Raw genomic sequence first — 24,125 nt, 5'->3', positions numbered from 1 at the left:
GTCAGGCCATTACGTGATAGCCGGCGTCCACGTAGGCGACGTTGCCCGTGACCCCACGTGCACCGTCGCAAACCATGTGCACGGCGAAATCCCCCACCTCCTCGATAGTGACCAGGCGGTGCGCGGGGGCACGCTCGCGGGCCTCGTCGATGAGCTCGTCGAAGTGCTCGATGCCCGAAGCGGCGCGGGTGCGGATCGGACCCGGCGAAAGCGCATTGACGCGGATTCCCGCACCACCGAGCTCAGCGGCGAGGTACCGCGTGGTCGCCTCCAGAGCGGCCTTGACCGGCCCCATGATGTTGTAGTGGTCGACGACCTTCTCGGCGCCGTAGTAACTCACGGTCAGCAGACTCCCTCCCTCTGGCATCAGTGGCTCGGCATGGCGCGCGAGCCGGATGAGCGAGTGCACCGATATGTCCATGGCCGTGGTGAAGCCCTCGCGGGAGCAGTCGGTGACACGGCCGTGAAGATCGTCCCTGGGGCAATAGGCGATGGAATGCAGGACGAAATCCAGCTTCCCCCACGTCTGCCGGATACGCTGGAAGAGCGTCTCCATCGCCGAGTCGTCCTGAACATCGAGCGGCGCGAGGATCTCGGCGCCGACCGCCTCGGCCACCGGCAGTACGTGAGGCTTGGCGCGGTCGTTGAGATAGGTCAACGCCAGCTCGGCACCGGCATCGCGAAACGCACGCGCGCAACCGGCGGCGATCGAGGCCTCGTTGGCGACTCCGACCACGAGTCCCTTCTTACCGTCAAGCGCAGTCATGGGCACATCTCCTTGTCGCTGGATCTAGGTGCACGTCCACGTGCTCAGGGCTGGCGCACGTACACGCCGGGCGCGTCGGTGACCGGCGGATAAGCATCGGAGCCGAGCGACGGCGGCGCGACGCGCCCCGACGAGCGCTCAGCGAGCCACGCCTGCCAGGCCGGCCACCACGAGCCGGAGTTGCTGGGCGTGGTCCCCCGCCAGGTCTCGGGATCGATGTAGGTCTCGCCCTCGCGATGGGTGCGCATCTGGTAGCTGCGCCGCGGATGCCCCGGTTCGCTCACGATGCCGGCGTTGTGACCGCCGGTGGTCAGCAGGAAGGTCACCTCCTCGGCGTCGGCGAACAGGTGGATCTTGTAAACGGAGCGCCAGGGCGCGACATGGTCCTTGACCGTACCCACGGCGAAGATCGGCACGTGGATGTCACTGAGCGCCACCGGCCGGTCGTCCACGGTGTAGCGCCCGGTGGCGAGCTCGTTGTTGAGGAACAGCCGCCGCAGGTATTCGGAGTGCATGCGGTAAGGCATACGCGTCAGATCGGCGTTCCAGGCCATGAGATCGTTCATGGGCTGACGCTCGCCGAGGAGGTAGTTGCGCAGCATGCGCGACCAGATGAGATCGTTGGAGCGCAGGATCTGGAAGGCACCGGCCATCTGGTAACCGTCCAGGTAGCCCTGGTCCCACATCATGTTCTCGAGATAGGCGACCTCGCTCTCGCTGATGAACAGCATCAGCTCACCGGCCTCGGTGAAATCCACCTGGGTAGCCAGCGTCGTCAGCGAGGCCAGGCGGTCGTCGCCGTCGCGCGCCATGGCGGCGGCGGTAATGGACATGAGCGTGCCACCGAGACAGTAACCCACCGCGTGTACCTTGCGATCCGGCACGATGTCATTGATGACGTCCAGCGCAGCCATTGGACCGTGCCGCCGGTAGTCCGCCATCCCCAGGTCGCGGTCCTCCGAGGTGGGATTGCGCCAGGAAATCATGAACACGGTATGCCCCTGGGAAACCAGGTAGCGAACCAGGGAGTTCTCCGGCGAAAGATCGAGGATGTAGTACTTCATGATCCATGCCGGGACGATCAGCACCGGCTCAGCATGGACCTGCTTGGTCACCGGCTGGTACTGGATGAGCTCGATGAGCCGGTTGCGGTAGACGACCTTTCCCGGCGTCACGGCGACGTTGTCGCCGACACGATATGCCTCGGCACCCACCGGCGGGCGGCCGGCGACAGTGCGCTCCCAGTCCGCCAGCCAGTTGTGCCAGCCACGCACCAGGTTCGCACCGCCCTGCTCGGCAGTGGTTCTCGCCACCTCCGGATTAAGCCAGGGGATGTTCGACGGCGAAAAGTGATCGAGCATCTGGCGGGCGACGAAGGAGACCACGCGCTCGGTCGACGCCGACAGGCCGTCGATATCGGTGGTGGCGTTGTGAAGCCACTGCTGCTGGAGCAGGAACGACTGCGAGATGACGTTGTAGGGCCATTGCTGCCAGGCCTCGCCGGAGAAGCGCCGGTCCTGGGGCAGAGGCTCGATACACGGCTCGACGTCACGACCGAAACCCACCTCCATGGCATGACGCCACCCTCGCAGCGTCTTGCGCGCCGCCTTCTCCGCGAGCTCCACCTGCTTGCCGGGAGAAAGCGCGAGGTGAGCGAACCACTCGAACGTGGTCGTGGCGAGCCCGGCGGGACTGATACCCCCGGTGGTGCGCGCCAGGGAGGCCTTGTACGCACGATCCATTGCCAGGGCGCTGTAGTGCCCCGGCGTAGGGCGCTCGTATATGCCGCCCGCGCAAGGGACATCACCCGCACTGCCCCCGGCCGTCGCCGGCCGGTTTTCCGTCCGCCGCCGCTCTGTCTCGCTCATGCTAACGCTCCCGTACTGCTCGAGTGCATGAAGCTGCGCCATTGGCACAGCGTGGCGCCATCCTCTCAAGACGACCTTGCGGGCATATTGATGCAGAGCAACATACAGTCTGTTACGCCACGCACCGATCTGCCAAGAGGTCGCGGACGCCGCCGGGCATCTTGCACGGACATTGCTGCCACGGACGCGGCCGGGCGCCGGCGGTGACGACGCCCCCGTGCTGCCGTCGGCGTTCGTCGGCGCGCGGTTGACCCGAGACGGGCATCCCCCTACGATCGGCAAATGTTGACGTTATCATTTTGCTCGCGTCAGCATTTTCGAACGACACAAAACTCGGAGAGGGAGGAGAGAACCATGCCCTTTGCCAGGACCGCACGCCCCGTGCGCAAGACTGCCCTCGTCGCCGCCTGCGCGACCGCCATGGCCACGGGCAGTGCCTTTGCCGCTGACGATCAGCTAACGATCGGAATGTCCTTTCAAGAGCTCAACAACCCGTACTTCGTGACGATGCAGGACGCACTCGAGAACGCGGCCGCGGATATCGGCGCCGAGGTCATCGTCACCGATGCACGGCACGACGTGGCCAAGCAGGTCAACGACGTCGAAGACATGATCCAGCGAGGCATCGACATCCTCTTGCTCAACCCCACCGATTCGGTGGGTGTCGAAACCGCGGTGCTCGCCGCCGAGGAAGCCGGCGTGACCACGGTGGCGGTGGACGCTCAGGCCAACGGGCCGGTTGACGGGTTCGTGGGATCGAAGAACTACGACGCCGGCTACAAGGCCTGCGAGTACCTCGCCGGACAACTCGGTGGCAACGGCAAGGTGGCCCTGCTGGACGGCATTCCCGTCGTACCGATTCTGCAACGGATCGAAGGTTGCACAGCGGCGCTGGACGAGCATGCCGGTATCGAGATCGTCGACAAACAGAACGGCCGCCAGGAACGCGCCCATGCCATGACCGTCACCGAGAACCTGATTCAGGCCCACCCGGATCTGGACGGCCTGTTCAGCGTCAATGACATCGGGTCGCTGGGCGCACTCGCCGCCATCAGCACCAGCGGCAAAGACATCAAGCTAGTAAGCGTCGACGGCCATCCGGAGGCAATCGAAGCGATCCGCAAGCCCGATTCGCTTTTCATCGCCACTTCCGCACAGTATCCCCGCGACATGGTACGCGTCGGCCTGGGGCTGGCGCTCGCCAAGCACTGGGACGCCGACACCGCGCCCAAGGATATCCCCATCGACGTCAAGCTGATCGACCGCGAGAAGGCCTCCGACTTCAGCTGGTAACCCCCTGCAGACGCTGACGACGTGTGCCGCCATGGGCGGCACACGAGGGTAGCCTTATGACGCCGTTACTCTCTCTCAGACACATTTCCAAGTCGTTTCCCGGTGTGCGGGCCCTGCACGACGTGTCACTCGACGTCCGCGCGGGTGAAGTGCACGCGCTGCTCGGCGAAAACGGGGCCGGAAAATCGACGCTGATGAAGATCCTCTGCGGCATCCATCGCCAGGACGAGGGCGACATCTTCATCAACGGCGAGGCCTGCGACTTCCGGCACGGATATCAGGATGCCAGGCGGGCCGGTGTCGGAATCATCTTCCAGGAGTTCAGCCTGATCCCGGACCTGGATGCCGTGGACAACATCTTCCTGGGCCGCGAGCTTCGCAATCGCTGGGGCTTGCGCGACCGCCGCGGGATGGAACGGGCAGCAGGGAGGCTGTTCGAGCACCTCAAGGTATCGATCCCCCTCGATTGCCCGATCGTCGAGCTGAGTGTCGCCGACCAGCAGTTCGTCGAAATCGCCAAGGCGCTGTCACTCAATGCCCGAATTCTCGTGCTCGACGAGCCCACCGCGACGCTGACCCCCAGTGAAGCCGAGCACCTGTTCACCATCATGCGCAAGCTGCGCGGCCAGGGCGTGGGCATGGTGTTCATCTCGCATCACATGGAGGAGATTTTCGCGGTCTGCGATCGCGTCACGGTGATGCGCGATGGCAGGAAAGTCGACGACTGCGCCGTTGACGCCACCACCGCCGACGAGCTGATCGAGCGGATGGTCGGCCGGCGCGTCGAGAACATCTTCCCGGCGCATCGCTGCGATGCCGACTGGCGCGACGTGGTCCTGGACGTCAAGCACCTGCAGCTCCACGCCGACGGTCCCGAACACGCCCTCCGGCTGCACCGCGGCGAGATTCTCGGATTCGCTGGCCTGGTCGGATCGGGACGCACCGAGCTGGCCATGGGACTGATCGGCGCGAGGCGTCCGGCGCACGTCGACATCCACATGCACGGGCGCCCCGTGAGACTTCGTGATCCCGCGACGGCGCTAAAGCACGGCATCGGCCTGTTGCCGGAAAGCCGCAAGACTCAGGGCCTGATTCTGCCGTTCTCGTGCCGCGACAACATTTCCCTGAACAATCTGCCGCAGTTCAAGGGGACGCTGCCGTTGATCGAACGTCGCCAGGAGTCCCGCTCCGTCGCCGATCTGATGGCGACGGTCCAGGTCAAGGCACCGGGACCGGAAACCCCGGTAGGGGATCTCAGCGGCGGCAATCAGCAGAAGGTCGTCATCGCACGCTGGCTGGGCCACCAGTGCAACGTGCTGATCTTCGACGAGCCCACCCGGGGGATCGACGTCGGCGCCAAGTCCGAGATCTACGCGCTGATGAAACAGCTCACGGCGAAAGGGGTGTCGATCATCATGATCTCCTCGGAGCTCCCCGAGGTCCTGGGCCTGTGTGACCGCGTGGCGGTCTTCTACCACGGCCGGATCGCCGCGGAGCTGCAGGGTGACGACCTCGATTCCCAATCCATCATGTACCACGCCACGGGGGGACTCTCGGCATGAACGAGCTCGCCTCGACGCCCGTTACCGGACGTCCATCGCTGACCCTGCGCCTGGCGCGCTGGCGCCGTACGCCGGTCTTCTATCCTCTGGTCGGATTCCTCGTCGTTTTCGTCGCCATGGCGGTGATCAACGACAACTTCCTGACCTCGAGCAACCTGGTCAACCTGGCACGCCAGGCCTCGATCATCGCCGTCATCGCAGCCGGCATGAGCCTGGCCATTCTCACCGGTGGCATCGATCTGTCGGTAGGCCCGGTGATGGCCTTCTCGGGTACCGTCATGGCAGGCCTCATGGCCGCGGGGGTGTCGCCGGCGCTGGCCATTCCGAGCGGGCTGCTGGTCGGCGCCGCGTTCGGCGCGGCCAACGGTATCTTCGTCGCCTTCGCGGGCATGCCGCCGATCATCGTGACGCTGGCCACCATGGGCATCGCCCGGGGGCTCGCGCTGATCTACACCGGCGGCTACCCCATCTCCGGCCTGCCCCCGGAGTTCGCGTTCTTCGGGCGCGGCAGCCTGGCCGGCATCGAGATGCCGATTCTGATCATGGCCGCGGTCTACGCAGCCGGCTATGTACTGCTCGGCCATACCGCCACCGGCCGCTACCTCTACGCGATCGGTGGTAACGAGGAAGCCACGCGCCTTTCCGGCATCCAGGTCCCGCGCTACAAGCTGCTCGTCTACACCCTGAGCGGCATGACCGCCGCCATCGCCGGGTTGATCCTGACCTCGCGCCTGATGAGCGGCCAGCCCAACGCCGGTGTCGGCTTCGAGCTCGATGCCATCGCCGCCGTGGTACTCGGCGGGGCCGCGATCACCGGCGGCCGCGGCATGATCCTCGGCACCCTGATCGGCGCCATGCTGCTCGGCATCCTCAACAACGGGCTCAACCTGATGGGCGTCTCGCCCTACCTCCAGAACGTCATCAAGGGCTGCATCATCCTGCTGGCCATTTACATCAGCCGCAAACGCTCGCCCTGACGCCCATTACCGGTGCCCCCGGAAAGAACAACCAACGAACGCCTCGGAGCAACTCAATGACACAGACCCGTACCCCGATGAATGCCGTAGTCTGCCACGGCCCCTACGACTACCGCCTGGAGCAACGCGAAGTGCCAAGGGTCGGGCCCAACGAGCTGATCCTGAAAATCGTGGCCTGCGGCATCTGTGCGAGCGACTGTAAGTGCCGCTCCGGCGCCCGAATGTTCTGGGACGGCGACGAGCCGTGGGTCAAGGCCCCTGTCGTCGCCGGCCATGAGTTTTTCGGCGAGGTCGTCGAGCTCGGCGAAGGCGCGGGAGAGCACTTCGGCATCGGCCTGGGGGAGCGCGCCATCGCCGAGCAGATCGTACCTTGCGGCAAGTGTCGCTACTGCACGTCCGGCAGCTACTGGATGTGCGAGGTGCACAACATCTTCGGCTTCCAGCGCATCGTCGCCGACGGCGGCATGGCCGAATACCTGAAAGTCTCGTCCCAGTGCCGCGTCCACCGCATCCCGGAGACCGTCAGCGACGACGACGCCGCCTTCATCGAGCCCATGTCCTGCGGCATCCACGCGGTCAACCGTGGCGACATCCAGCTCGACGACGTGGTGGTCATCGCCGGGGCGGGCGCCATCGGGCTCGCCATGGTGCAGGTGGCTCATCTCAAGACACCGCGCAAGCTCGTCGTCGTCGACATGGTCGACGAACGCCTGGAGCTCGCCAGACGGTTCGGTGCGGACATGGTCCTGAACCCGGCCCGTGACGACGTCAACGCCGAAGTCAAAGCCGTAACCGACGGCTACGGCTGCGATGTCTACATCGAAGCCACTGGCGCACCGGCCGGCGTCACCCAGGGCCTGGAGGTCATCCGCAAGCTGGGACGTTTCGTCGAGTTCAGCGTGTTCGGCAAGGAAACCAGCGTCGACTGGTCCATCATCGGCGACCGTAAAGAGCTGGACGTCCGCGGCGCCCACCTCGCCCCGTACACGTACCCGGTCGCCATCGACCTGTTCGCCCGCGGTCTGATCACCTCGAAAGGCATCGTCACTCACCGGCTACCCCTCGAGGACTTCGGCCACGGCTTCGACCTCGCCGACTCCACCGACTCCATCAAAGTCGTCCTCAAGCCGTGAGGGATGCCAGCATGGATACTGTCATCGGTATCGACATAGGCACCCAGAGTACGAAAGCTCTGGTGGTCGACCGCGATGGCCGGATTCTGGCGCAGCACAGCCACGGGTACCGCGTCGACACGCCCAGGCCCCTGTGGGCCGAGCAGTGGCCGCAGGTCTGGTGGGAAGCGGTGCAGACCTGCATCCGCGCCTGCCTGGCCGCCTCTGACGTGGACCCCGACTCGGTCAGGGCACTGTGCGTCAGCAGCCTGTACGGCGGCTCGGGCATACCGGTCGACGCGGATATCCGTCCCGTGTATCCCTGCCTGATCTGGATGGACCGGCGCGCCGAGGCCCAGGTCCAATGGGTCAGGGAGCACATCGATCTCGGGCGCCTGCAGGCGGTGACCGGCAACGCAGTGGACAGCTACTACGGGTTCACCAAAATGATGTGGCTCAGGGACGAGTGCCCGGCAGTCTGGGCGCGTACCCGCTACTTGTTGCCGCCCAACAGCTACGTCAACTACCTGCTCAGCGGCGAAATCGCTATTGACCACTGCTCCGCCGGCAATATCGGCGGCATCTACGACCTGCAGGCGCGGGAATGGTCGGCGGAGATGATCGACGCGCTCGGGCTCGATGGCGACAGGTTGCCTGCAGGGCTGGTCGATTCGGGCGCCCGCGTGGGCGATCTGCTGCCGGCGCAGGCCGACTCACTGGGGCTGCCCGGCGGCATTCCCATAGTCGCTGGCGGTGTCGACGCGGCCATGGCGACACTGGCGGCAGGCGCTACCGAACCCGGCAACCATGTCGCCATGATCGGAACCAGCATGTGCTGGGGCGTGATCAACCAGCGGGTCGATGCCGATCAGGGACTGATCAGCATGCCCCATGTGCTCAATAGCGCACGCGATCTCTACACCTTCGGGGGCGCGTTGACCGCGGGCGCGTCGGTCAGCTGGTTCGTCGATACCGTCTGCGGCGGGGATACGCGGGACGCCAATGATGACGGCAACGTCTTCGACCATCTCGAATCAACCGCCCGCGAGCTGGCCCCGGGCGCCGACGGCCTGCTCTTTCTGCCGTACCTGATGGGGGAACGAAGCCCCGTATGGGATGCGCACGCCAGTGGCGGCTTCTTCGGCGTGAGCCTGTATCATGGCCGCCACCATCTCTACCGCGCCGTTCTGGAAGGCGTAGCCCTGGCGCTGCGGCACAACATGGAAGCGGGAACGCGCCAGGGGGTCACACTCGACCCCGGCCTCATCGTCGTGGGCGGTGCCGCCCGGTCCGATCTGTGGATGCAGATCATCGCCGACGTGACACGCATGCCGGTTCACACCTACCAGGAGAACGTGGAAGCGGCGCTGGGTGCCGCCCTGCTCGCCGGCCAATGCACCGGCCTGCTGGATCCCGACGCCCCCCTGCGGCATGGCACCCTGCTCAAGCGTGCCGAGCCCACCGACGAGGCATCGCGTCAATACGACGAGCTTTTCGAGCTGTACCGCCAGCTCTACCCGACGCTCAGACCGGTGATGCACCGGCTCAATGCAATACGCTCAGCATGACCGGGGGCCCCGATGGACTTCGACCTTCACGACAAACGCATACTCGTCACGGGCGCGACCAGCGGCATCGGGCTGGATATCGCCCGCTCCCTCGCCGAGCTCGGCGCCGAGCTGGTGCTCTTCGGCCGTAACCGCGAGCAGCTCGCCGCGCTTGAGCAGGAGCTGAGCGTGCGCGCCGTAGCGCTCGACATCACGGACGAGTCGGCCGTCGCCGAGGCCTTCGCCGACATGCCCGCCCTCGACGGGCTGGTCAACTGCGCCGGTATTTCCAGACTCGCGCCCGCCCTCGAGGCCCGCGCCGACGACCTCGATGCCCAGATGACCACGAATACTCGGGCGGCCGCGGTCGTGGCGCGGGAAGCCGCCGCCAACATGCTCACACACGCCCGCCAGGGCAGCATCGTCAACGTCTCCAGCCAGGCGAGCATGGTGGCACTGGCGGACCACCTGGGCTATTGCGCCTCGAAAGCCGCCATGGACGCAATGACACGTGTACTATGCCTCGAGCTCGGCCCCAAGGGGATCCGCGTCAACAGCGTCAATCCCACCGTGACCCTGACCCCCATGGCCGAACGCGCCTGGTCGGATCCCGCCAAACGGGACCCCATGCTGGCCGCGATTCCCCTGGGGCGCTTCGCCGCGCCGCGGGAAGTCGCGCTGCCGGTCGCTTTTCTGCTGAGCCCGGCCGCTTCCATGATCAGCGGAACGTGCCTGCCGATCGACGGCGGCTACACCGCTCACTGACCCGATACGACGAGGGACACGCCATGTACCTGGGGATCGACTGTGGCACGCAGGGTACCAAGGTGGTGGTAATCGACCTCGACAGGGCGCGAATCCTTGGCGAGGCAAGCCGACCGCACCACTTGGTGGAGGGCGACAAAGGCCGCCGCGAGCAGCACCCGGCGGACTGGGTGGCGGCCTTTCGCAGCGCCTTCGCCGATGCCGTGGACGACGCCGGCATCACCCCGGATGCAATCCGCGCCATCGGCGTCTCCGGGCAGCAGCACGGCCTGGTCGCCCTGGATGCCCGGGGCGAGCCGGTGCATCCCGCCAAGCTCTGGTGCGATACCGAAACGGCGGCTCACAACGACGCCCTGGTCGAGCGCCTCGGTGGCGAGGCGGGCTGCCTGGACAAACTGGGACTGGTCCTGCAGACCGGTTACACCGCCTCCAAGCTGGCGTGGCTGCGCGACGTCCACCCGGAAGCCTACCGACGCATCGACAGCCTGTTGCTCCCCCACGACTACCTCAATTTCTATTTGACCGGCGAGCGCGTCGCCGAGGCGGGCGACGCCTCCGGCACCGGCTACTTCGACACCCGTCGCCGCTGCTGGCGCGAGGATGTGCTCACCGTGATCGCCCCGGAGCTCGATCCGGACAGGGTGCTCCCACGCCTGGTCGAAGCCCACGAACCGGCAGGAACGGTACGCCCGGCCCTGGCCCGCGAGCTGGGACTGACCGATGACGTGAGGGTCGCAAGCGGTGGTGGCGACAACATGCTGGGGGCCATCGGAACCGGCAACATCGCCCCGGGGCTCGTGACCGTGAGCCTTGGCACCTCGGGCACCGTGTGTGCCTACTCGGCCGAGCCGGTGGTCGCCGACAGCGCCATGGTCGCCAACTTCTGCGCCAGCAGCGGCGGCTGGCTGCCGCTGATCTGCACCATGAACGTCACCTCGGCGACCAACCGGCTACGCGAGCTGTTCGGACTCGACCTGACGAGCTTCAATGACCGCATGGCGAGCGCCCCGGTGGGAGCGGAAGGGATCACGGTGCTCCCGTTCTTCAACGGCGAACGCGTTCCGGCGCTGCCCCATGCCTCGGCCAGCTTTCTGGGGCTGACCAGCGCCAACACCACCCAGGCCAACCTGTGCAGGGCGGTCGCCGAAAGCGCCACCTTCGGCATGCGTTACGGGCTCGAGCTGCTCGGTGATCTCGCCGCGGACGCCAGCGAAATCCGTCTCATCGGTGGGGGAGCCAGAAGCCCGGTGTGGCGGCAAATGGTCGCCGACATAACCGCGACGCCGGTGGTCTGCCCCACGATCACCGATGCCGCCGCCCTGGGCGCGGCGCTGCAGGCGGCGTGGTGCGACCTGTCCCCCGCTACGACGCTCGAAGACATCTGCTCACGCCTGGTGGCCTTGGACGAGACCTCACGGGCTGCGCCCCATCCGGAGCACGTCGCCACCTATCACGAGGTCTACGGCCGTTTTCGCCAGACGCTGGCCGACCGCCACGGCATACCGGTCTGAATCCAAGCGTCCCGGAGCCTGTCATGCCGGACCGGCGCGACGCCGGGTCTACTGGACAAGCGTGGCGGAGATCACGACCTCGCGTGTGGCGGCGTTCGGGTCCTCGATGCGCTCGAACAGCAACTGCATGGCCTCCTGACCGGCCCGGTAGGTGTCGTGCGCGGCACACGGCACCATCACGTCGAAAATGTCCGCGTACGGCAGGCGATCGATGCCCACGACCATCACGTCCTCGCGCGGGACACCGGCATCGTGCAGGGCTCGCATGGCCCCGAGCGTGATCAGCTGATTGAATCCGAAGACGGCCTCGGGACGCTCCCCCTCGCGCAGATAGTCGGTCATGTCCCGAAACGCCGGTTCGAGGGTGTAATCGCCGGGGCATTGCTCCAGCGTCAGCGAGGCGCCCGCGGCATCGTAGGCGCCCTCGAGACCTGCCAGTCGACGTTGCGTGATCTGTGAGCCCTGCGGCCCGGTCAATGCCAGCACATTCCGGACCCCTTTCGCCACCAGCAATTCGCCCAGCAATCGCCCGGCACGGTGATTGTCGAGTACGACACGGCTGTAGTCGCTCACGCTCAGCGTGCGGTCGAGCATCACCACCGGCACCCTGGTCGCACGCAGACGGTCCAGGTAGGCCGGTCGGTATCCGGTATCGTCCGACACGGGTGAGAGGATGATGCCGGCGACCTGATAGCTCAGCAGCGTCTCGATCGCCACTTCCTCGAGCGCCGGCGAGCCATCCGTGTCGATGAGCATGATGGTGTAATTCTGCTTCTTCGCTTCCCGGGAAATCGCCTTGATCACTTCGGTGTAGAAAGGGTTGTCCACACTGGCGGTGACCAGGCCGATCAGGCGGTTGTCGCGACTCCTGAGCTGGCTGGCAAAGGCATTGGGGACATATCCCAGCTCCCGCGCCGCAGCCAGAATCCTCTCCCGTGTTTCCGGCTTGACCTTCTCCGGCCTGTTCAGGGCCCGCGACACCGTCATGTTGGTCAATCCCACGTGTCTGGCGATGTCGGTTATGGTCACCTTGCCGTGCCGTGCCATGGCTCACCCACAATCTGAAACCGGATCCGCAACAATGCGGCCACACACCGGACACCGGCACACGGTACCGGCAGCGGTTGCGCAGTAGGCCGGATCATCGCTGGCATACCGGGGAATCGCAACCTGTGTGGCCGCCTGGCAGTGGCCACCGCTGCATCGAGACACCGACCTCCCTCACTGCCCGACGCCTGAAGCGCTCGCCTCGGCGCAGCGTGCGTTGCTCTTTTTTCTCTCGATGCGGTTTCGCACCCAAATTGATGCAAAGCAACATTTCGGTTGTCATCTACCGCTACGATGCTCGACTAGCTCACCCGGGTGTCAGCCATGATCGGCGCCCCGGAAGCGGCTCACCCGCTCGCGCTGCACGGAGAGGCACGAATGACAATCGGCTCCAGGGTTTTGGGTGCGATCATCGCAATGGTGGTCATAATGGGTGGCGGCTGGCTATGGCTGGAGATGCGGGATACGGGACTTCCCGACACCGTTGCCGCGGGCAACGGACGCATCGAGGCAACCGAGTACGACATTGCCACCAAGCGCGCCGCGCGCCTGAATGCCGTGCTCGTTGAAGAGGGAGACATGGTCGATGCCGGGCAAGTGCTCGCGCGCATGGATACCGACGACCTTAATGCGCAGCTGCGCGAGGCTGAAGCCGGTGCCCGCGCCAGCCGCCACGAGAAGGCCTACGCGCAGGCCATCGTCGCCGAGCGCCGCAGCAAGCTGGACTACGCGAACACCGAGCTCGAGCGGGTGGAGAAGCTCGTACGTGATGGCAACGTCTCCCGGGAACGGGTCGACCAGGCCCGCACCGCCAAGCTCTCCGCGCAAGCCGCCCTGGAGGCGGCACGGGTTCAGGTTTCCCAGGCGACCGCCGGCATCGAGGCTGCCGAAGCGCGTCTCGCGCGGCTCGGCACCGAAATCGACGACAGCACGCTCACCGCCCCGGTGGGCGGACGGATCCTTTACCGGCTCGCCGAGCCGGGTGAAGTACTCGGCGCCGGGGGCAAGGTGGTCACGCTGCTCGATCTCACCGATGTCTATATGACCATATTCCTGCCCACGGCCGAGGCCGGACGCGTGCGCGTGGGCTCCGAAGCCCGCATTGTCCTGGACGCCATCCCGGAATACACGATTCCCGCGACGGTCTCGTTCGTCGCACCGCAGGCGCAGTTCACGCCCAAGGCGGTGGAAACGCAGGCCGAACGGACCAAGCTGATGTTCCGGGTCAAGGTCCGCATCGACCCGACGCTTCTGCGCGAGCACATCGAGACAGTCAAAACCGGACTGCCCGGGGTCGCTTATGTGAAGCTCGACGCCGAGGCGCCCTGGCCCGAGACGCTCGCCGTCCGGCTGCCGCAATGAACGCACAGCACACTCCCGTCGCAACGCTGACCTCCGTCTCCCACCGCTATGGCGCCACCGAGGCGCTTCGCGGTATCGACGTGACGATTCCCGCCGGCGTAATGACCGGCCTGCTTGGCCCAGACGGTGTGGGCAAGTCCACCCTCCTCGCATTGATCGCCGGCGCCCGTGCGATACAGTCAGGCGCAGTGACGGTGCTCGGCGGCAACATGGGTGACGCCGGTTTCCGCCGGCACGTTTCGCCGCGCATCGCTTACATGCCCCAGGGGCTGGGGCGCAATCTCTACGCGACGCTGTCCGTCGCCGAGAACGTGGACTTCTTCGGGCGCCTGTTCGGGCTCGCCCGTGCGCAACGCAGCCGGCGCATCGCCGAGCTGCTCGCGAGCACTGGCCTCACCCCCTTCCGCGACCGGCCCGCCGGCAAGCTTTCCGGGGGCATGAAGCAGAAGCTCGGGCTGTGTTGCGCACTCATCCATGACCCGGATCTGCTCATCCTCGACGAGCCCACCACCGGCGTGGACCCCCTCTCCCGTCGCCAGTTCTGGGAACTCATCGCGCGTATCCGTCAACGCCGCGAGGCCATGAGCGTGGTCGTAGCCACTGCGTACATGGAGGAAGCCGAACACTTCGACCACCTGCTGGCCATGAACACCGGCGAAGTACTCGACACGGGTTCACCAGGCCAGCTCAAGCGCCGTACCGGTACGCGGACCCTGGAAGCGGCGTTCGCGGGACTGCTGCCCCAGTCATCCGATATCGACGTAGACGCCGCACACGCCGAAGAGGCCCCACTCGGCGGCGATCCGGTGATCACTGCCAAGGGACTCACCCGCCGCTTCGGAGACTTCACTGCGGTCGACGACGTCAGCCTGGACGTGCGTCGCGGCGAGATCTTCGGATTCCTCGGCTCCAACGGGTGCGGCAAGACCACCACCATGAAGATGCTCACCGGCCTGCTCCCGCCCAGCGCCGGACGAGCCTGGCTGCTGGGCGAGCCCCTGAACCAGGGCATGGCCATGCGCCGCCGGGTGGGCTACATGTCGCAGGGGTTCTCGCTGTACGCGGAGCTCACGGTGCGCCAGAACCTCGTGCTCCACGCCCGGCTGTTCCACCTGGACAGTCACCGCATAGACGCACGCACCACGGAGCTGCTCGAGCGCTTCGATCTCGCCACCCATGCCGAGCAGCTGGCCGCGGATCTGCCACTGGGCATGCGCCAGCGATTGTCCCTGGCAGTGGCCGTCGTCCACGACCCGGAGATGCTGATCCTCGACGAACCCACCTCCGGCGTGGACCCAGTGGCGCGGGCACGCTTCTGGGCGATACTGACCGATCTCTCCCGCCATCACGGCGTGACGATCTTCATCTCCACCCACTTCATGAACGAGGCAGAGCGCTGCGACCGTATCTCACTGATGCACGCGGGCCGGGTGCTGGTCACCGATACCCCGGCGGCCATTCGTGCCGGGCGTGAGGCAGGCACGCTGGAAGAAGCCTTCATCGCGCATCTGGAGGAGGCCACCGGGGACGATACCCACAGCACGCATGCCGAGAACGACCTCCCGGAGCCCGCCCCCCTGCCGGACAGCGTCGGCCGACGGCGTTTACGGCGGCTGCTCGCCTACGCTTACCGCGAGGCCCTGGAGGTGGTGCGCGACCCCATCCGGCTGACGTTCGCGCTGGCCGGGTCCGTGATGCTGATGTTCATCCTCGGCTACGGACTCACGCTGGATGTCGACGAGCTGACGTTTGCCGTACTCGACCGCGACCGAACTCCGGCCAGCCGTGACTACTCCGAATACCTCGCCGGGTCGCGCTACTTCGACGAACGCGGCCCCATTGCTGACTCCACGGCGCTGGACCGCCGCATGGCAAGCGGGGAGTTGGGGATGGCGATCGAAATTCCTCCCGGGTTCGGCCGCGGGCTCAAACGCGGACGCCCAGTCGAAATCGGCGTGTGGGTCGACGGCGCCATGCCCTTCCGCGGCGAGACGATTCGCGGCTACATCGAAGCCGCCAATCTCGCCTATCTGGCCGATCTCAGCGTGCGCACCCGCGGCATCGTCCCGCAGCTGCTGCCAGCGGACATCGAAGTGCGCTACCGCTATAACCAGGACTTCAAGAGCCTGTACGCCATGGTGCCGGCCATAATACCGGTACTGCTGGTGTTCATTCCGGCGATGCTCATGGCCGTCGGTGTGGTACGCGAAAAGGAGCTCGGCTCGATCACCAACCTGTACGTCACGCCGGTGACCCGCTTCGAATTCCTCATCGGCAAGCAATTGCCGTACATCGCTTTGAGCATGGTGAGCTTCCTGGCACTGGTGGCGCTCGCGGTCTCCGTGCTCGGCGTGCCACTCAAAGGCAGCATCGCCGCTCTGACGGTGGGTGCGCTGCTCTACGTCACCGCCACAACCGGCCTCGGACTGGTGATGTCCGCATTCACGCGTACCCAGATCGCCGCGCTGGCCGGCACTGCCGTGGCCACAATGCTCCCGGCACTGCAGTTTTCCGGGCTAACCGACCCGGTATCCTCGCTGGAAGGGCTTGGCCGGATCATCAGTGCGGTGTTTCCCACGACGTACTTCCTGGTGATCAGCCGGGGCGTGTTCACCAAGGACCTCGGCTTCGCCGAGCTCGCGCCCTACTTCCTCGCGCTGACGCTTTTCATCCCGGTGCTCACCGGACTGAGTCTCGCGCTTCTCCGCAAGCAGGACCGCTGACCGTGAAGGCACTCGCCAACGTCTTCCATCTAGGGCTCAAGGAACTGCGCAGCCTGTGGTTCGACAAGGTGCTATTCATCTTCGTCGTCTGGGCGTTCTCGGGTGGCATCTATGCCGTGGCCACCAGTGCCTCGGTAGGGCTGCACAATGCGCCCATCGCCGTAGTCGACGAAGACCGAACGCCGTTGTCGCAGCAGATCGCCGATGCCTTCCACGGCCCCTACTTCCTGCCCGTCGAGCGCATCGGTCTGAACGCAATGGATCGCAGCCTCGATACCGGCCGCTACACGTTCATCATCGACATTCCGCCGGGCTTCCAGCGCGATCTGCTCGCCGGCCGTCAACCGGCGCTGCAGGTGAACATCGACGCCACGCGCATGACGCAGGCATTCATCGGCCAGGGCTACATCCGCAACATCGTCGCCGGGGAAATCCGCCGCTTCGTGCAAGGCAGGCGTGACGGGGCCAAGCTACCCATCGAGCTTGCGACGCGGGTGAAATTCAATCCCAACCTCGAGGGCCTGTGGTTCGGCGGCGTAATGGAGATCATCAATAACGTCACCATGCTCTCGATCATCCTAGCCGGCGCGGCGCTGATACGTGAACGCGAGCACGGCACCCTCGAGCACCTGCTGGTGATGCCTCTCTCCCCGCTCGAGATCATGGCAGCCAAGGTCTGGGCCAATGCTCTGGTCGTGCTCGTTGCGGCATGGCTGTCCCTCGTGATCGTGGTCCAGGGGGTACTCGACGTGCCCATTGCCGGCTCGATCCCCCTGTTCCTGCTGGGCGCGGCACTGCATCTGTTCTCCACCACCGCCATCGGCATCTACCTGGGCACCGTCGCCCGTTCGATGCCCCAGTTCGGGTTGCTCATGATCCTGGTAATCGTGCCCCTGCAGATGCTATCCGGCAGCGTGACGCCACCAGAGAGCATGCCGGTGAGCGTGCAGTGGATCATGCAGGCAGCCCCCACGACCCATTTCGTCAGCCTCGCCCAGGCGATCCTCTACCGCGGCGCGGGCTGGGCAACGGTATGGCCACAGTTTCTGGCCGTCATCGCAATCGGCACCTTGTTCTTCGCTGCCGCACACCGGCGCTTCCGTGCCAGCGTTGCGTTGACGTAGCCGCAGCGCCGGACAATGGCGCTGGCACACCGGCGCGAAACCGCGTATGGTGCGCGAGACGTTTCTAATCCGATCATTGTTACCGAGACGGTTAGCAACCCACCCGTTACTTCCTGGCCGCCCGGGCGGCCGCAAGAGATTCTCTTACCTATGGCATTTTCCCAGCTCGGCCTGTCCGAGACGCTCGTACGCGCGGTCAACGAACGCGGCTACGAGACACCGACCCCCATTCAGGCCCAGGCGATTCCGGCAGTGCTCTCCGGCGGCGACGTCATGGCCGCCGCCCAGACCGGCACCGGCAAGACCGCCGGCTTCACCCTGCCGCTGCTGCACCGCCTCACCGCCAACCCGGCTCGTGAGGGCAAAGGCGTGCGCGCGCTCATTCTCACCCCTACTCGCGAGCTTGCCGCTCAGGTCGGCGAGAGCGTGACGAACTACGGCCGGCACCTGCCGCTGCGCGCCGCCGTGGTCTTTGGCGGTGTCAAGATCAACCCGCAGATCGACCAGTTGCGCCGGGGCGTGGACATCCTGGTGGCGACGCCGGGCCGGTTGCTGGATCTCCACGGCCAGGGGGCGGTGCGCTTCGACCGTCTGGAGACCCTGGTACTCGATGAAGCCGACCGTATGCTCGACATGGGCTTCATCCGTGACATCCGCAAAATCCTGGCGCTGCTGCCGCCCGAGCGGCAGAATCTGATGTTTTCGGCGACGTTCTCCCAGGAGATCCGGCGGCTTACCGACAACCTGCTCAATGACCCGGCACGCGTGGAGGTCGCCCCCCGTTCGAGCACCGCAGAAACGGTGGCGCAGAAGATCCACCCCGTGGACAAGGCGCAGAAGCCGGCATTGCTGCGCCATCTCATCGAGGCGAACGACTGGCGCCAGGTGCTCGTGTTCACCCGTACCAAGCACGGCGCGAACCGGCTTGCGCAGAAGCTCGAACGCAGCGGCATCGGCGCTGCCGCGATCCACGGCAACAAGAGCCAGGGCGCACGCACCCGGGCGCTGGCCGGGTTCAAGGCCGGTGACGTGCGGGTGCTCGTGGCCACTGACATCGCCGCCCGTGGTCTGGACATCGAGCAGCTACCCCACGTGGTGAACTTCGAGCTCCCCAATGTGCCGGAGGATTACGTCCACCGCATCGGACGCACCGGCCGCGCCGGCGCCGAAGGTGAAGCGGTCTCCCTGGTGAGCATCGACGAGCTCAAGTGCCTGCGCGACATCGAGACGATGCTGCGCCGGCATCTCCAGCGTGAGACCGTGGCCGGCTTCGAACCGGATGATCGCATTCCGATGACCCGGCTCCCGGACGACAACGCCCACACCAATGGCCGGCGGCGTCAGGACAACCGCGCCAGACGCGGCGGCGCCCGCCGCAGCCGGGGCCGGAGCAAGGCGGCTCAGGCGTAGGGAAGCGTCAAAAGCGGCAAGCTTGAAGCGGCAAGAGGCAACGGCGCCCCCGAGGCCTGCCTGCCGCTTTTCACTTTGTACTTGTGCCTTGGCACTAAACGATGCGCCTATCGGCAGACCATCGGCCCCATGTGCTGTCCGCCCATGAGGTGCAGGTGGAGGTGGTACACCTCCTGCCCCCCGTGCTCCCGACAGTTGATCATCAGCCGGTAGCCGTCTTCGGCGATGCCCTCCTGCCGGGCGATGTCCCGGGCGACGAGCACCATATGGCCGATGAGGGCTTCATCCTCGTCGGCGATGTCGTCCACGGTCTCGATCACCTGGTTGGGCACGATCAGCACGTGCACCCGAGCCTTCGGCGCAATGTCGCGGAAGGCAGTCACGCGGTCGTCCTGAAAGACGATGTCCGCATCCAGCTCGCCGTTGACGATCTTCTCGAAGATATTGGCCATGGGAAGTCCTGGTTAAAAGTTGAAAGTTTCGAGTAGCAAGCCGGCGGAAGCCGTACCGTACGGCACCGGCCGGGGCTACACACACCACCCGTTGATCGCTATCCGACGCGGCTTCGCAGAGCACCGCGGCGCAGACGCCTCCCACTTTAAACTTGCCGCTTTGAACTTTGAACTCGTCCCTTTGAACTCACCGAGCGCCTCGCTCAGTCCCAGCTCAACGCCCCGCCGGTCTGATACTCGGTCACCCGGGTCTCGAAGAAATTCTTCTCCTTGCGCAGGTTGGCCTGCTCGTCGAGCCACGGCAGGGCGTTGCGGGCACCGGGGAACGGCTCGGCAAGGCCCACCTTGCTGGCACGGCGGTTGGCGATGAAGCGGAACTGTTCGTGGTGCATGTCGGCGTCGTAACCGAGGATGGGGTCGGCGAGGAGAAAGTCGGCGTAGGCCCGCTCGGCCTCGTCCGCCTCCGCCCACATGTCGGCCACCGCCTTGGGATCGAGTACGACCCCCTCCTCTTTGACGATCTGGCGCACCACGCGCATGCCGAAGGTGAAGTGCATCACCTCGTCGCGCATGATGTACTGAAGCTGTTCGCCGGTACCCTTCATCAGCCCGCGGCGCTGCAGCGAGAATATCGGGCTGAAGCCGTTGTAGAACCAAGTCCCTTCGAAGACCGCGGCAAAGAAGAGATACGACATCACGAACTCGTGCAACGCGTCGCGGTCGGTGAGGTCGATGTCCGGGCGCAGCACCGCGTTCAGCCGCCGGTTGGACAGGGCGATCTTGCGCTGGATCTGCGGCACCACGCGGTAGCGGTTGTAGATCTCGCCCTGGTCCAGGCCGATGGTCTCGATGCAGTGCTGGTACGCCCAGGTGTGCATCGATTCCTCGTAGACCTGGCGCGCCTGGTAGATCTGGAGCTCCGGGGCGCTCATCTTCTCCATTACCGCCAGGCCGATGTTGCGCATAGCGAGGATGTCGGCGGTGGTGAGATAGGCGAGCACGTTCTCGTAGACGTGGCGCTCGGCATCGCTCAGCCGGTGATGGTAGTCGTGGACGTCCTGGGACATATTGACGTCCACGGGCGTCCAGTGATTCTTGTTGGCCTTGAGGAAGTACTCCCAGGCCCAGGGGTAGCGGAACGGGGCGAGCTGGTTGATGTCCGCCTGGCCGTTGATCACGCGCTTGTCCTCGGCGCGCACCGGCTCGGCGGCGCCGTCGGCCCGCGGCGTGGCGGGCTTTTCGTCGTTCCAGGTCAGCATGTGAATCCTCCGTGCTTGTTCACGTGTGGCGCGCACCACTTGCTCGCTCAGTGCAGGGCGCGGCATCGTCGTGGATTTTTTGGGTGCGCTGCTGATAGACGCCCGCGACCTGCGGAAGCAATTCGCCGATCGGGACAAAGTGCCGTCGGTGCGGATTCCGCCGGGAGACACTGTGAATACGTCCGTGTCCGCTTGGATGCGGCCTTCCCTGGCCGCATGCACTCCCAGGCGGAACCCGCACCGACGGAGCCGGCCAACGGCGAGGAGCATCCGCGGTGGTGGTGGTTTCGGGTCCGGGTTGCGAGTCCGGCTTCGAGGCCGGAGAGTGACCGGTAGTACCGCGTATTCAGAAGTGGCACCGGCGTGCGCCACGCGAAATCTGAAACCCGAAACTCGACACCCGCAGCCCCTACTGACAGGCCTCACACTCCGGGTCGTCGATCGCACAGGCCTCGGGCTGCGCACTGACCGCCGACGGCGGTGGTACCACGCTCGACTCCACCCCGGTCGCGCCCATGGAGCGCAGGTAATAGGTGGTCTTGAGGCCGGCCGTCCAGGCGTGGCGATAGAGGGCGTCGAGCTTGGGCCCTGAGGGCTCGGCCATGTAGAGGTTCAGCGACTGGGACTGATCCAGCCACTTCTGCCGCCGACTGCCGGCGAGCACCAGCCAGTTCGGGTCGACCTCGAAAGCGGTGGCGTACAGGCGCTTGAGCTCGTCGGGCACGCGATCGATGGGCTGCACCGAGCCGTCGAAGTACTTGAGGTCGTTGACCATGACTTCATCCCACAGCCCACGGGCCTTGAGATCGCGCACCAGGTACGGATTCACCACGGTGAACTCGCCGGAGAGGTTCGATTTCACGAACAGATTCTGGTAGGTGGGCTCGATACTCTGGGAGACGCCGGTGATGTTGGCGATGGTCGCCGTGGGTGCGATGGCCAGGCAATTGGAGTTGCGCATGCCCACGGTGCGGACGCGCTCGCGCAGGTCATCCCAGTCGAGCTCACTCGACTCATCCACCTCCAGGTATTCCCCACGCCCCTCGCGAAGCAGGCGCAAGGAGTCGATGGGCAGGACGCCCTGACTCCACAGGGATCCCTCGAAGCTCGGATAGCGGCCGCGCTCGACGGCGAGATGTGTCGAGGCCTCGATGGCGTAGTAACTGATTGCCTCCATGGCGCGGTCGGCGAAGGCGACGGTCTCCTCCGAGGCGTAAGGCAGGCGCAGCCGGTAGAGCGCGTCCTGAAAGCCCATCATTCCGAGCCCCACCGGCCGATGGCGCAGATTGGCGCGGCGTGCGGCGGGCACGGAGTAATAATTGATGTCGATAACGTTGTCGAGCATGCGCATGGCCGTGGCCACGGTGGCCTGCAGGCGCTCGTGGTCGAGCGCGCCGTCGACGATGTGGGCGGCGAGGTTCACCGAGCCGAGGTTGCACACCGCCACTTCGTCATCCGAGGTATTGAGGGTGATCTCGGTGCAGAGGTTGGAGCTGTGTACCACCCCCGAGTGTTGCTGGGGCGAGCGCAGGTTGCACGGGTCCTTGAAGGTGATCCAGGGATGGCCCGTCTCGAAGAGCATCGAGAGCATTCGCCGCCACAGCTGCACCGCGGAGACCTTGCGGACGTTGCGGATCTCGCCGCGCTCGGCGGCGGCTTCGTAGTCGCGATAGCGCGCCTCGAACGCCGCACCGGTGAGATCGTGGAGATCGGGCACTTCGTCCGGGGAGAACAGCGTCCACTCGCCTTCCTCGTGGACGCGCTTCATGAACAGATCCGGCACCCAGCAGGCGGTGTTCATGTCATGGGTGCGGCGGCGCTCGTCGCCGGTGTTCTTGCGCAGCTCCAGGAAGTCCTCGATATCCCGGTGCCAGACTTCGAGATACGCACAGACCGCGCCCTTGCGCTTGCCGCCCTGATTGACCGCCACAGCGGTGTCGTTGGCCACCTTGAGAAACGGCACCACGCCCTGGGATTTGCCGTTCGTGCCGCGAATATGGGCACCCATGGCGCGAACCCGTGTCCAGTCGTTGCCAAGGCCGCCGGCGAACTTGGACAGCAGGGCATTGTCGCGAATGCCCGAGTAGATCCGGTCGAGATCGTCGCCGATGGTGGTGAGATAGCAGCTCGACAGCTGCGGCCGCCGGGTGCCGGCATTGAACAGTGTCGGCGTCGAGCTCATGAAGTCGAACGAGGACAGCAGCCGGTAGAACGCCTCGGCGCAGGCCTCGCGATCGATCTCGTCCACGGCCAGGCCCATGGCCACCCGCATGAAAAACGCCTGCGGCAGCTCGAAACGCGTATCCTCCCAGTGCTGGAAGTAGCGGTCGTAGAGGGTCTGCAGGCCCAGGTAGCCGAACTGCCGGTCGCGCTCCGCCTCGAGCGTGTGACCGAGACGCTCCAGGTCGAACTCCAGCAGGCGCTCGTCGAGCAGGCCAAGCTCGACACCGCGGCGGATGTAGGCCGGGAAGTACGCCGCGTAGACGCTCGTCATTTCTTCCTGCGTGGCCTCGCGGTGCTCGCCGAAAACGAACGACAGCGCCTCCCGACGCAATTTGTCGAGCAGCAACCGGGCGGCGACGAAGCTGTAATCCGGCTCGCGCTCGATGAGCGGCCGCGCGGCCATCACCAGAGCCTGGGCGAGCTCGGCCTCCGTGACGCCGTCGTAGAGGTTGCGCCGGGTTTCGGTGAGCACGCGCTCCGGATCGACGTCCTCCAACCCTTCGCAGGCATTGCGGACGAGGCACTCCAGGCGAGCCTCGTCCAGCGGGCGGCGGCTGCCGTCCGCCAGCGTCACGTGCAGGGTCTCTACAGTGGGTGGCGCCAGCTCCGTCTCTGCCGCGGCGCGCTCGCGGGCGCGCTCCTCACGATAGAGCACATAGGCGCGGGCGACCCGGTGCTCGCCGGCGCGCATGAGCGCGAGCTCCACCTGGTCCTGGATATCCTCGATATGGACACTGGCCCCCGCCGGGCGGCGGGCGATCGCGCTTACCACATCTGCGGTGAGCTGCTCCACGACATCGTGGATCCGGCGCGAATCCCGGGCCTCGTCGCCTTCCACCGCCAGGAAGGCGCGGGTCAAGGCGACACTGATGCGCGAGGGCTCGAAGTCGGCCACCGCGCCGTTGCGCTTGATCACGTGGAGATCCACGGCCGCCTCGGGCCGCGTGGACTCGGGTTCAGGGGCGGATACGGTTTGGGGCTGCATCGGTGACCTCCTGTTGGACCGCGTTCATCCGGAGGCACCCACGCGTGGAAACCGGGCAGGGACAGCCGCGCCGACGCTGCCGGCTATTGGGCGCGCCCTCAAGGGCGTCCAACGGGCTGGTCCTACACCGGGCACCTTA

17 protein-coding genes are annotated in these 24,125 nt (G+C 65.8%); 11 read left to right on the top strand and 6 right to left on the bottom strand.

The genetic code is table 11. From position 1 onward, the window contains the following. Position 1: 1 nt before the first annotated feature. Positions 2-766 (bottom strand): enoyl-ACP reductase FabI, encoded by a 765-nt coding sequence (gene fabI, locus ACPEES_RS09800; RefSeq protein WP_435103288.1) that lies wholly within the window; start codon positions 764-766, stop codon positions 2-4. 44 nt (positions 767-810) lie between these two features. Next, positions 811-2,634, bottom strand: coding sequence for a PHA/PHB synthase family protein (locus ACPEES_RS09795; protein ID WP_435103287.1), 1,824 nt, complete (start codon positions 2,632-2,634; stop codon positions 811-813). A gap of 354 nt (positions 2,635-2,988) precedes the next feature. Between ACPEES_RS09795 and ACPEES_RS09790 the strand changes: the two genes are divergently transcribed. The 7 genes from ACPEES_RS09790 to xylB are packed head-to-tail and all read left to right on the top strand — an operon-like array spanning position 2,989 to position 11,401. Continuing rightward, positions 2,989-3,927, top strand: coding sequence for an ABC transporter substrate-binding protein (locus ACPEES_RS09790; protein ID WP_435103286.1), 939 nt, complete (start codon positions 2,989-2,991; stop codon positions 3,925-3,927). Between the two features lie 56 nt (positions 3,928-3,983). Then, entirely contained in the window at positions 3,984-5,489 is a 1,506-nt protein-coding gene (locus ACPEES_RS09785; RefSeq protein WP_435103285.1) for a sugar ABC transporter ATP-binding protein, read from the top strand. Further along, positions 5,486-6,466: an ABC transporter permease gene (locus ACPEES_RS09780; RefSeq protein ID WP_435103284.1), complete on the top strand. Its 981-nt coding sequence runs from the start codon at positions 5,486-5,488 to the stop codon at positions 6,464-6,466. The genes ACPEES_RS09785 and ACPEES_RS09780 overlap by 4 nt, the downstream gene beginning before the upstream one ends. A gap of 56 nt (positions 6,467-6,522) precedes the next feature. Continuing rightward, positions 6,523-7,599: a zinc-binding dehydrogenase gene (locus tag ACPEES_RS09775; RefSeq protein WP_435103283.1), complete on the top strand. Its 1,077-nt coding sequence runs from the start codon at positions 6,523-6,525 to the stop codon at positions 7,597-7,599. An 11-nt stretch (positions 7,600-7,610) separates the two neighbouring features. Then, on the top strand, positions 7,611-9,146 hold the full coding sequence (locus ACPEES_RS09770) for an FGGY-family carbohydrate kinase (RefSeq protein WP_435103282.1): 1,536 nt from the start codon (positions 7,611-7,613) through the stop codon (positions 9,144-9,146). A gap of 12 nt (positions 9,147-9,158) precedes the next feature. Continuing rightward, positions 9,159-9,890: an SDR family oxidoreductase gene (locus ACPEES_RS09765; RefSeq protein ID WP_435103281.1), complete on the top strand. Its 732-nt coding sequence runs from the start codon at positions 9,159-9,161 to the stop codon at positions 9,888-9,890. 23 nt (positions 9,891-9,913) lie between these two features. Then, positions 9,914-11,401, top strand: coding sequence for a xylulokinase (gene xylB, locus ACPEES_RS09760; protein WP_435103280.1), 1,488 nt, complete (start codon positions 9,914-9,916; stop codon positions 11,399-11,401). 48 nt (positions 11,402-11,449) lie between these two features. On the opposite strand, the gene ACPEES_RS09755 is transcribed toward xylB, so the two are convergent. Then, positions 11,450-12,448 carry a LacI family DNA-binding transcriptional regulator gene (locus ACPEES_RS09755; protein WP_435103279.1) on the bottom strand — a complete coding sequence of 333 codons (999 nt, stop codon included), beginning with the start codon at positions 12,446-12,448 and terminating at the stop codon, positions 11,450-11,452. Between the two features lie 378 nt (positions 12,449-12,826). Between ACPEES_RS09755 and ACPEES_RS09750 the strand changes: the two genes are divergently transcribed. The 4 genes from ACPEES_RS09750 to ACPEES_RS09735 all read left to right on the top strand — a co-directional run bounded on the left by ACPEES_RS09750 (position 12,827) and on the right by ACPEES_RS09735 (position 19,067). After that, positions 12,827-13,810, top strand: coding sequence for an HlyD family secretion protein (locus tag ACPEES_RS09750; RefSeq protein WP_435103278.1), 984 nt, complete (start codon positions 12,827-12,829; stop codon positions 13,808-13,810). After that, positions 13,807-16,533, top strand: coding sequence for a ribosome-associated ATPase/putative transporter RbbA (gene rbbA / locus ACPEES_RS09745; RefSeq protein WP_435103277.1), 2,727 nt, complete (start codon positions 13,807-13,809; stop codon positions 16,531-16,533). Before ACPEES_RS09750 ends, rbbA begins: the two co-directional genes overlap by 4 nt. A gap of 2 nt (positions 16,534-16,535) precedes the next feature. Further along, entirely contained in the window at positions 16,536-17,657 is a 1,122-nt protein-coding gene (locus tag ACPEES_RS09740; RefSeq protein WP_435103276.1) for an ABC transporter permease, read from the top strand. A gap of 150 nt (positions 17,658-17,807) precedes the next feature. Next, on the top strand, positions 17,808-19,067 hold the full coding sequence (locus ACPEES_RS09735) for a DEAD/DEAH box helicase (protein ID WP_435103275.1): 1,260 nt from the start codon (positions 17,808-17,810) through the stop codon (positions 19,065-19,067). Positions 19,068-19,174: 107 nt separating this feature from the next. Here ACPEES_RS09735 and ACPEES_RS09730 read toward each other — a convergent pair whose 3' ends face one another. The 3 genes from ACPEES_RS09730 to ACPEES_RS09720 form a co-directional block, all read right to left on the bottom strand. Beyond that, entirely contained in the window at positions 19,175-19,519 is a 345-nt protein-coding gene (locus ACPEES_RS09730) for a histidine triad nucleotide-binding protein (protein WP_435103274.1), read from the bottom strand. A 203-nt stretch (positions 19,520-19,722) separates the two neighbouring features. Then, on the bottom strand, positions 19,723-20,844 hold the full coding sequence (locus ACPEES_RS09725; protein ID WP_435103273.1) for a ribonucleotide-diphosphate reductase subunit beta: 1,122 nt from the start codon (positions 20,842-20,844) through the stop codon (positions 19,723-19,725). 343 nt (positions 20,845-21,187) lie between these two features. After that, positions 21,188-23,986: a ribonucleoside-diphosphate reductase subunit alpha gene (locus tag ACPEES_RS09720; protein WP_435103272.1), complete on the bottom strand. Its 2,799-nt coding sequence runs from the start codon at positions 23,984-23,986 to the stop codon at positions 21,188-21,190. Positions 23,987-24,125 lie beyond the last annotated feature (139 nt).

Origin of the sequence: Arhodomonas sp. AD133 (genome assembly GCF_051195215.1) — a bacterium.
Lineage (GTDB): Bacteria > Pseudomonadota > Gammaproteobacteria > Nitrococcales > Nitrococcaceae > Arhodomonas.
The sequence above is the reverse complement of the archived record's forward strand: the minus strand, read 5'-3'. Positions and strand labels throughout refer to the sequence as shown.

Excerpts from the sequence above, each read along its gene's own strand:
- ACPEES_RS09720 (WP_435103272.1), bottom strand. The coding sequence starts at position 23,986 with ATGCAGCCCCAAACCGTATCCGCCCCTGAACCCGAGTCCACGCGGCCC.
- ACPEES_RS09770 (WP_435103282.1), top strand. The coding sequence starts at position 7,611 with ATGGATACTGTCATCGGTATCGACATAGGCACCCAGAGTACGAAAGCT.
- ACPEES_RS09755 (WP_435103279.1), bottom strand. The coding sequence starts at position 12,448 with ATGGCACGGCACGGCAAGGTGACCATAACCGACATCGCCAGACACGTG.
- ACPEES_RS09795 (WP_435103287.1), bottom strand. The coding sequence starts at position 2,634 with ATGAGCGAGACAGAGCGGCGGCGGACGGAAAACCGGCCGGCGACGGCC.
- ACPEES_RS09765 (WP_435103281.1), top strand. The coding sequence starts at position 9,159 with ATGGACTTCGACCTTCACGACAAACGCATACTCGTCACGGGCGCGACC.
- xylB (WP_435103280.1), top strand. The coding sequence starts at position 9,914 with ATGTACCTGGGGATCGACTGTGGCACGCAGGGTACCAAGGTGGTGGTA.
- ACPEES_RS09780 (WP_435103284.1), top strand. The coding sequence starts at position 5,486 with ATGAACGAGCTCGCCTCGACGCCCGTTACCGGACGTCCATCGCTGACC.
- ACPEES_RS09790 (WP_435103286.1), top strand. The coding sequence starts at position 2,989 with ATGCCCTTTGCCAGGACCGCACGCCCCGTGCGCAAGACTGCCCTCGTC.
- ACPEES_RS09725 (WP_435103273.1), bottom strand. The coding sequence starts at position 20,844 with ATGCCGCGCCCTGCACTGAGCGAGCAAGTGGTGCGCGCCACACGTGAA.
- ACPEES_RS09785 (WP_435103285.1), top strand. The coding sequence starts at position 3,984 with ATGACGCCGTTACTCTCTCTCAGACACATTTCCAAGTCGTTTCCCGGT.
- ACPEES_RS09750 (WP_435103278.1), top strand. The coding sequence starts at position 12,827 with ATGACAATCGGCTCCAGGGTTTTGGGTGCGATCATCGCAATGGTGGTC.
- ACPEES_RS09735 (WP_435103275.1), top strand. The coding sequence starts at position 17,808 with ATGGCATTTTCCCAGCTCGGCCTGTCCGAGACGCTCGTACGCGCGGTC.
- fabI (WP_435103288.1), bottom strand. The coding sequence starts at position 766 with ATGACTGCGCTTGACGGTAAGAAGGGACTCGTGGTCGGAGTCGCCAAC.
- rbbA (WP_435103277.1), top strand. The coding sequence starts at position 13,807 with ATGAACGCACAGCACACTCCCGTCGCAACGCTGACCTCCGTCTCCCAC.
- ACPEES_RS09775 (WP_435103283.1), top strand. The coding sequence starts at position 6,523 with ATGACACAGACCCGTACCCCGATGAATGCCGTAGTCTGCCACGGCCCC.
- ACPEES_RS09730 (WP_435103274.1), bottom strand. The coding sequence starts at position 19,519 with ATGGCCAATATCTTCGAGAAGATCGTCAACGGCGAGCTGGATGCGGAC.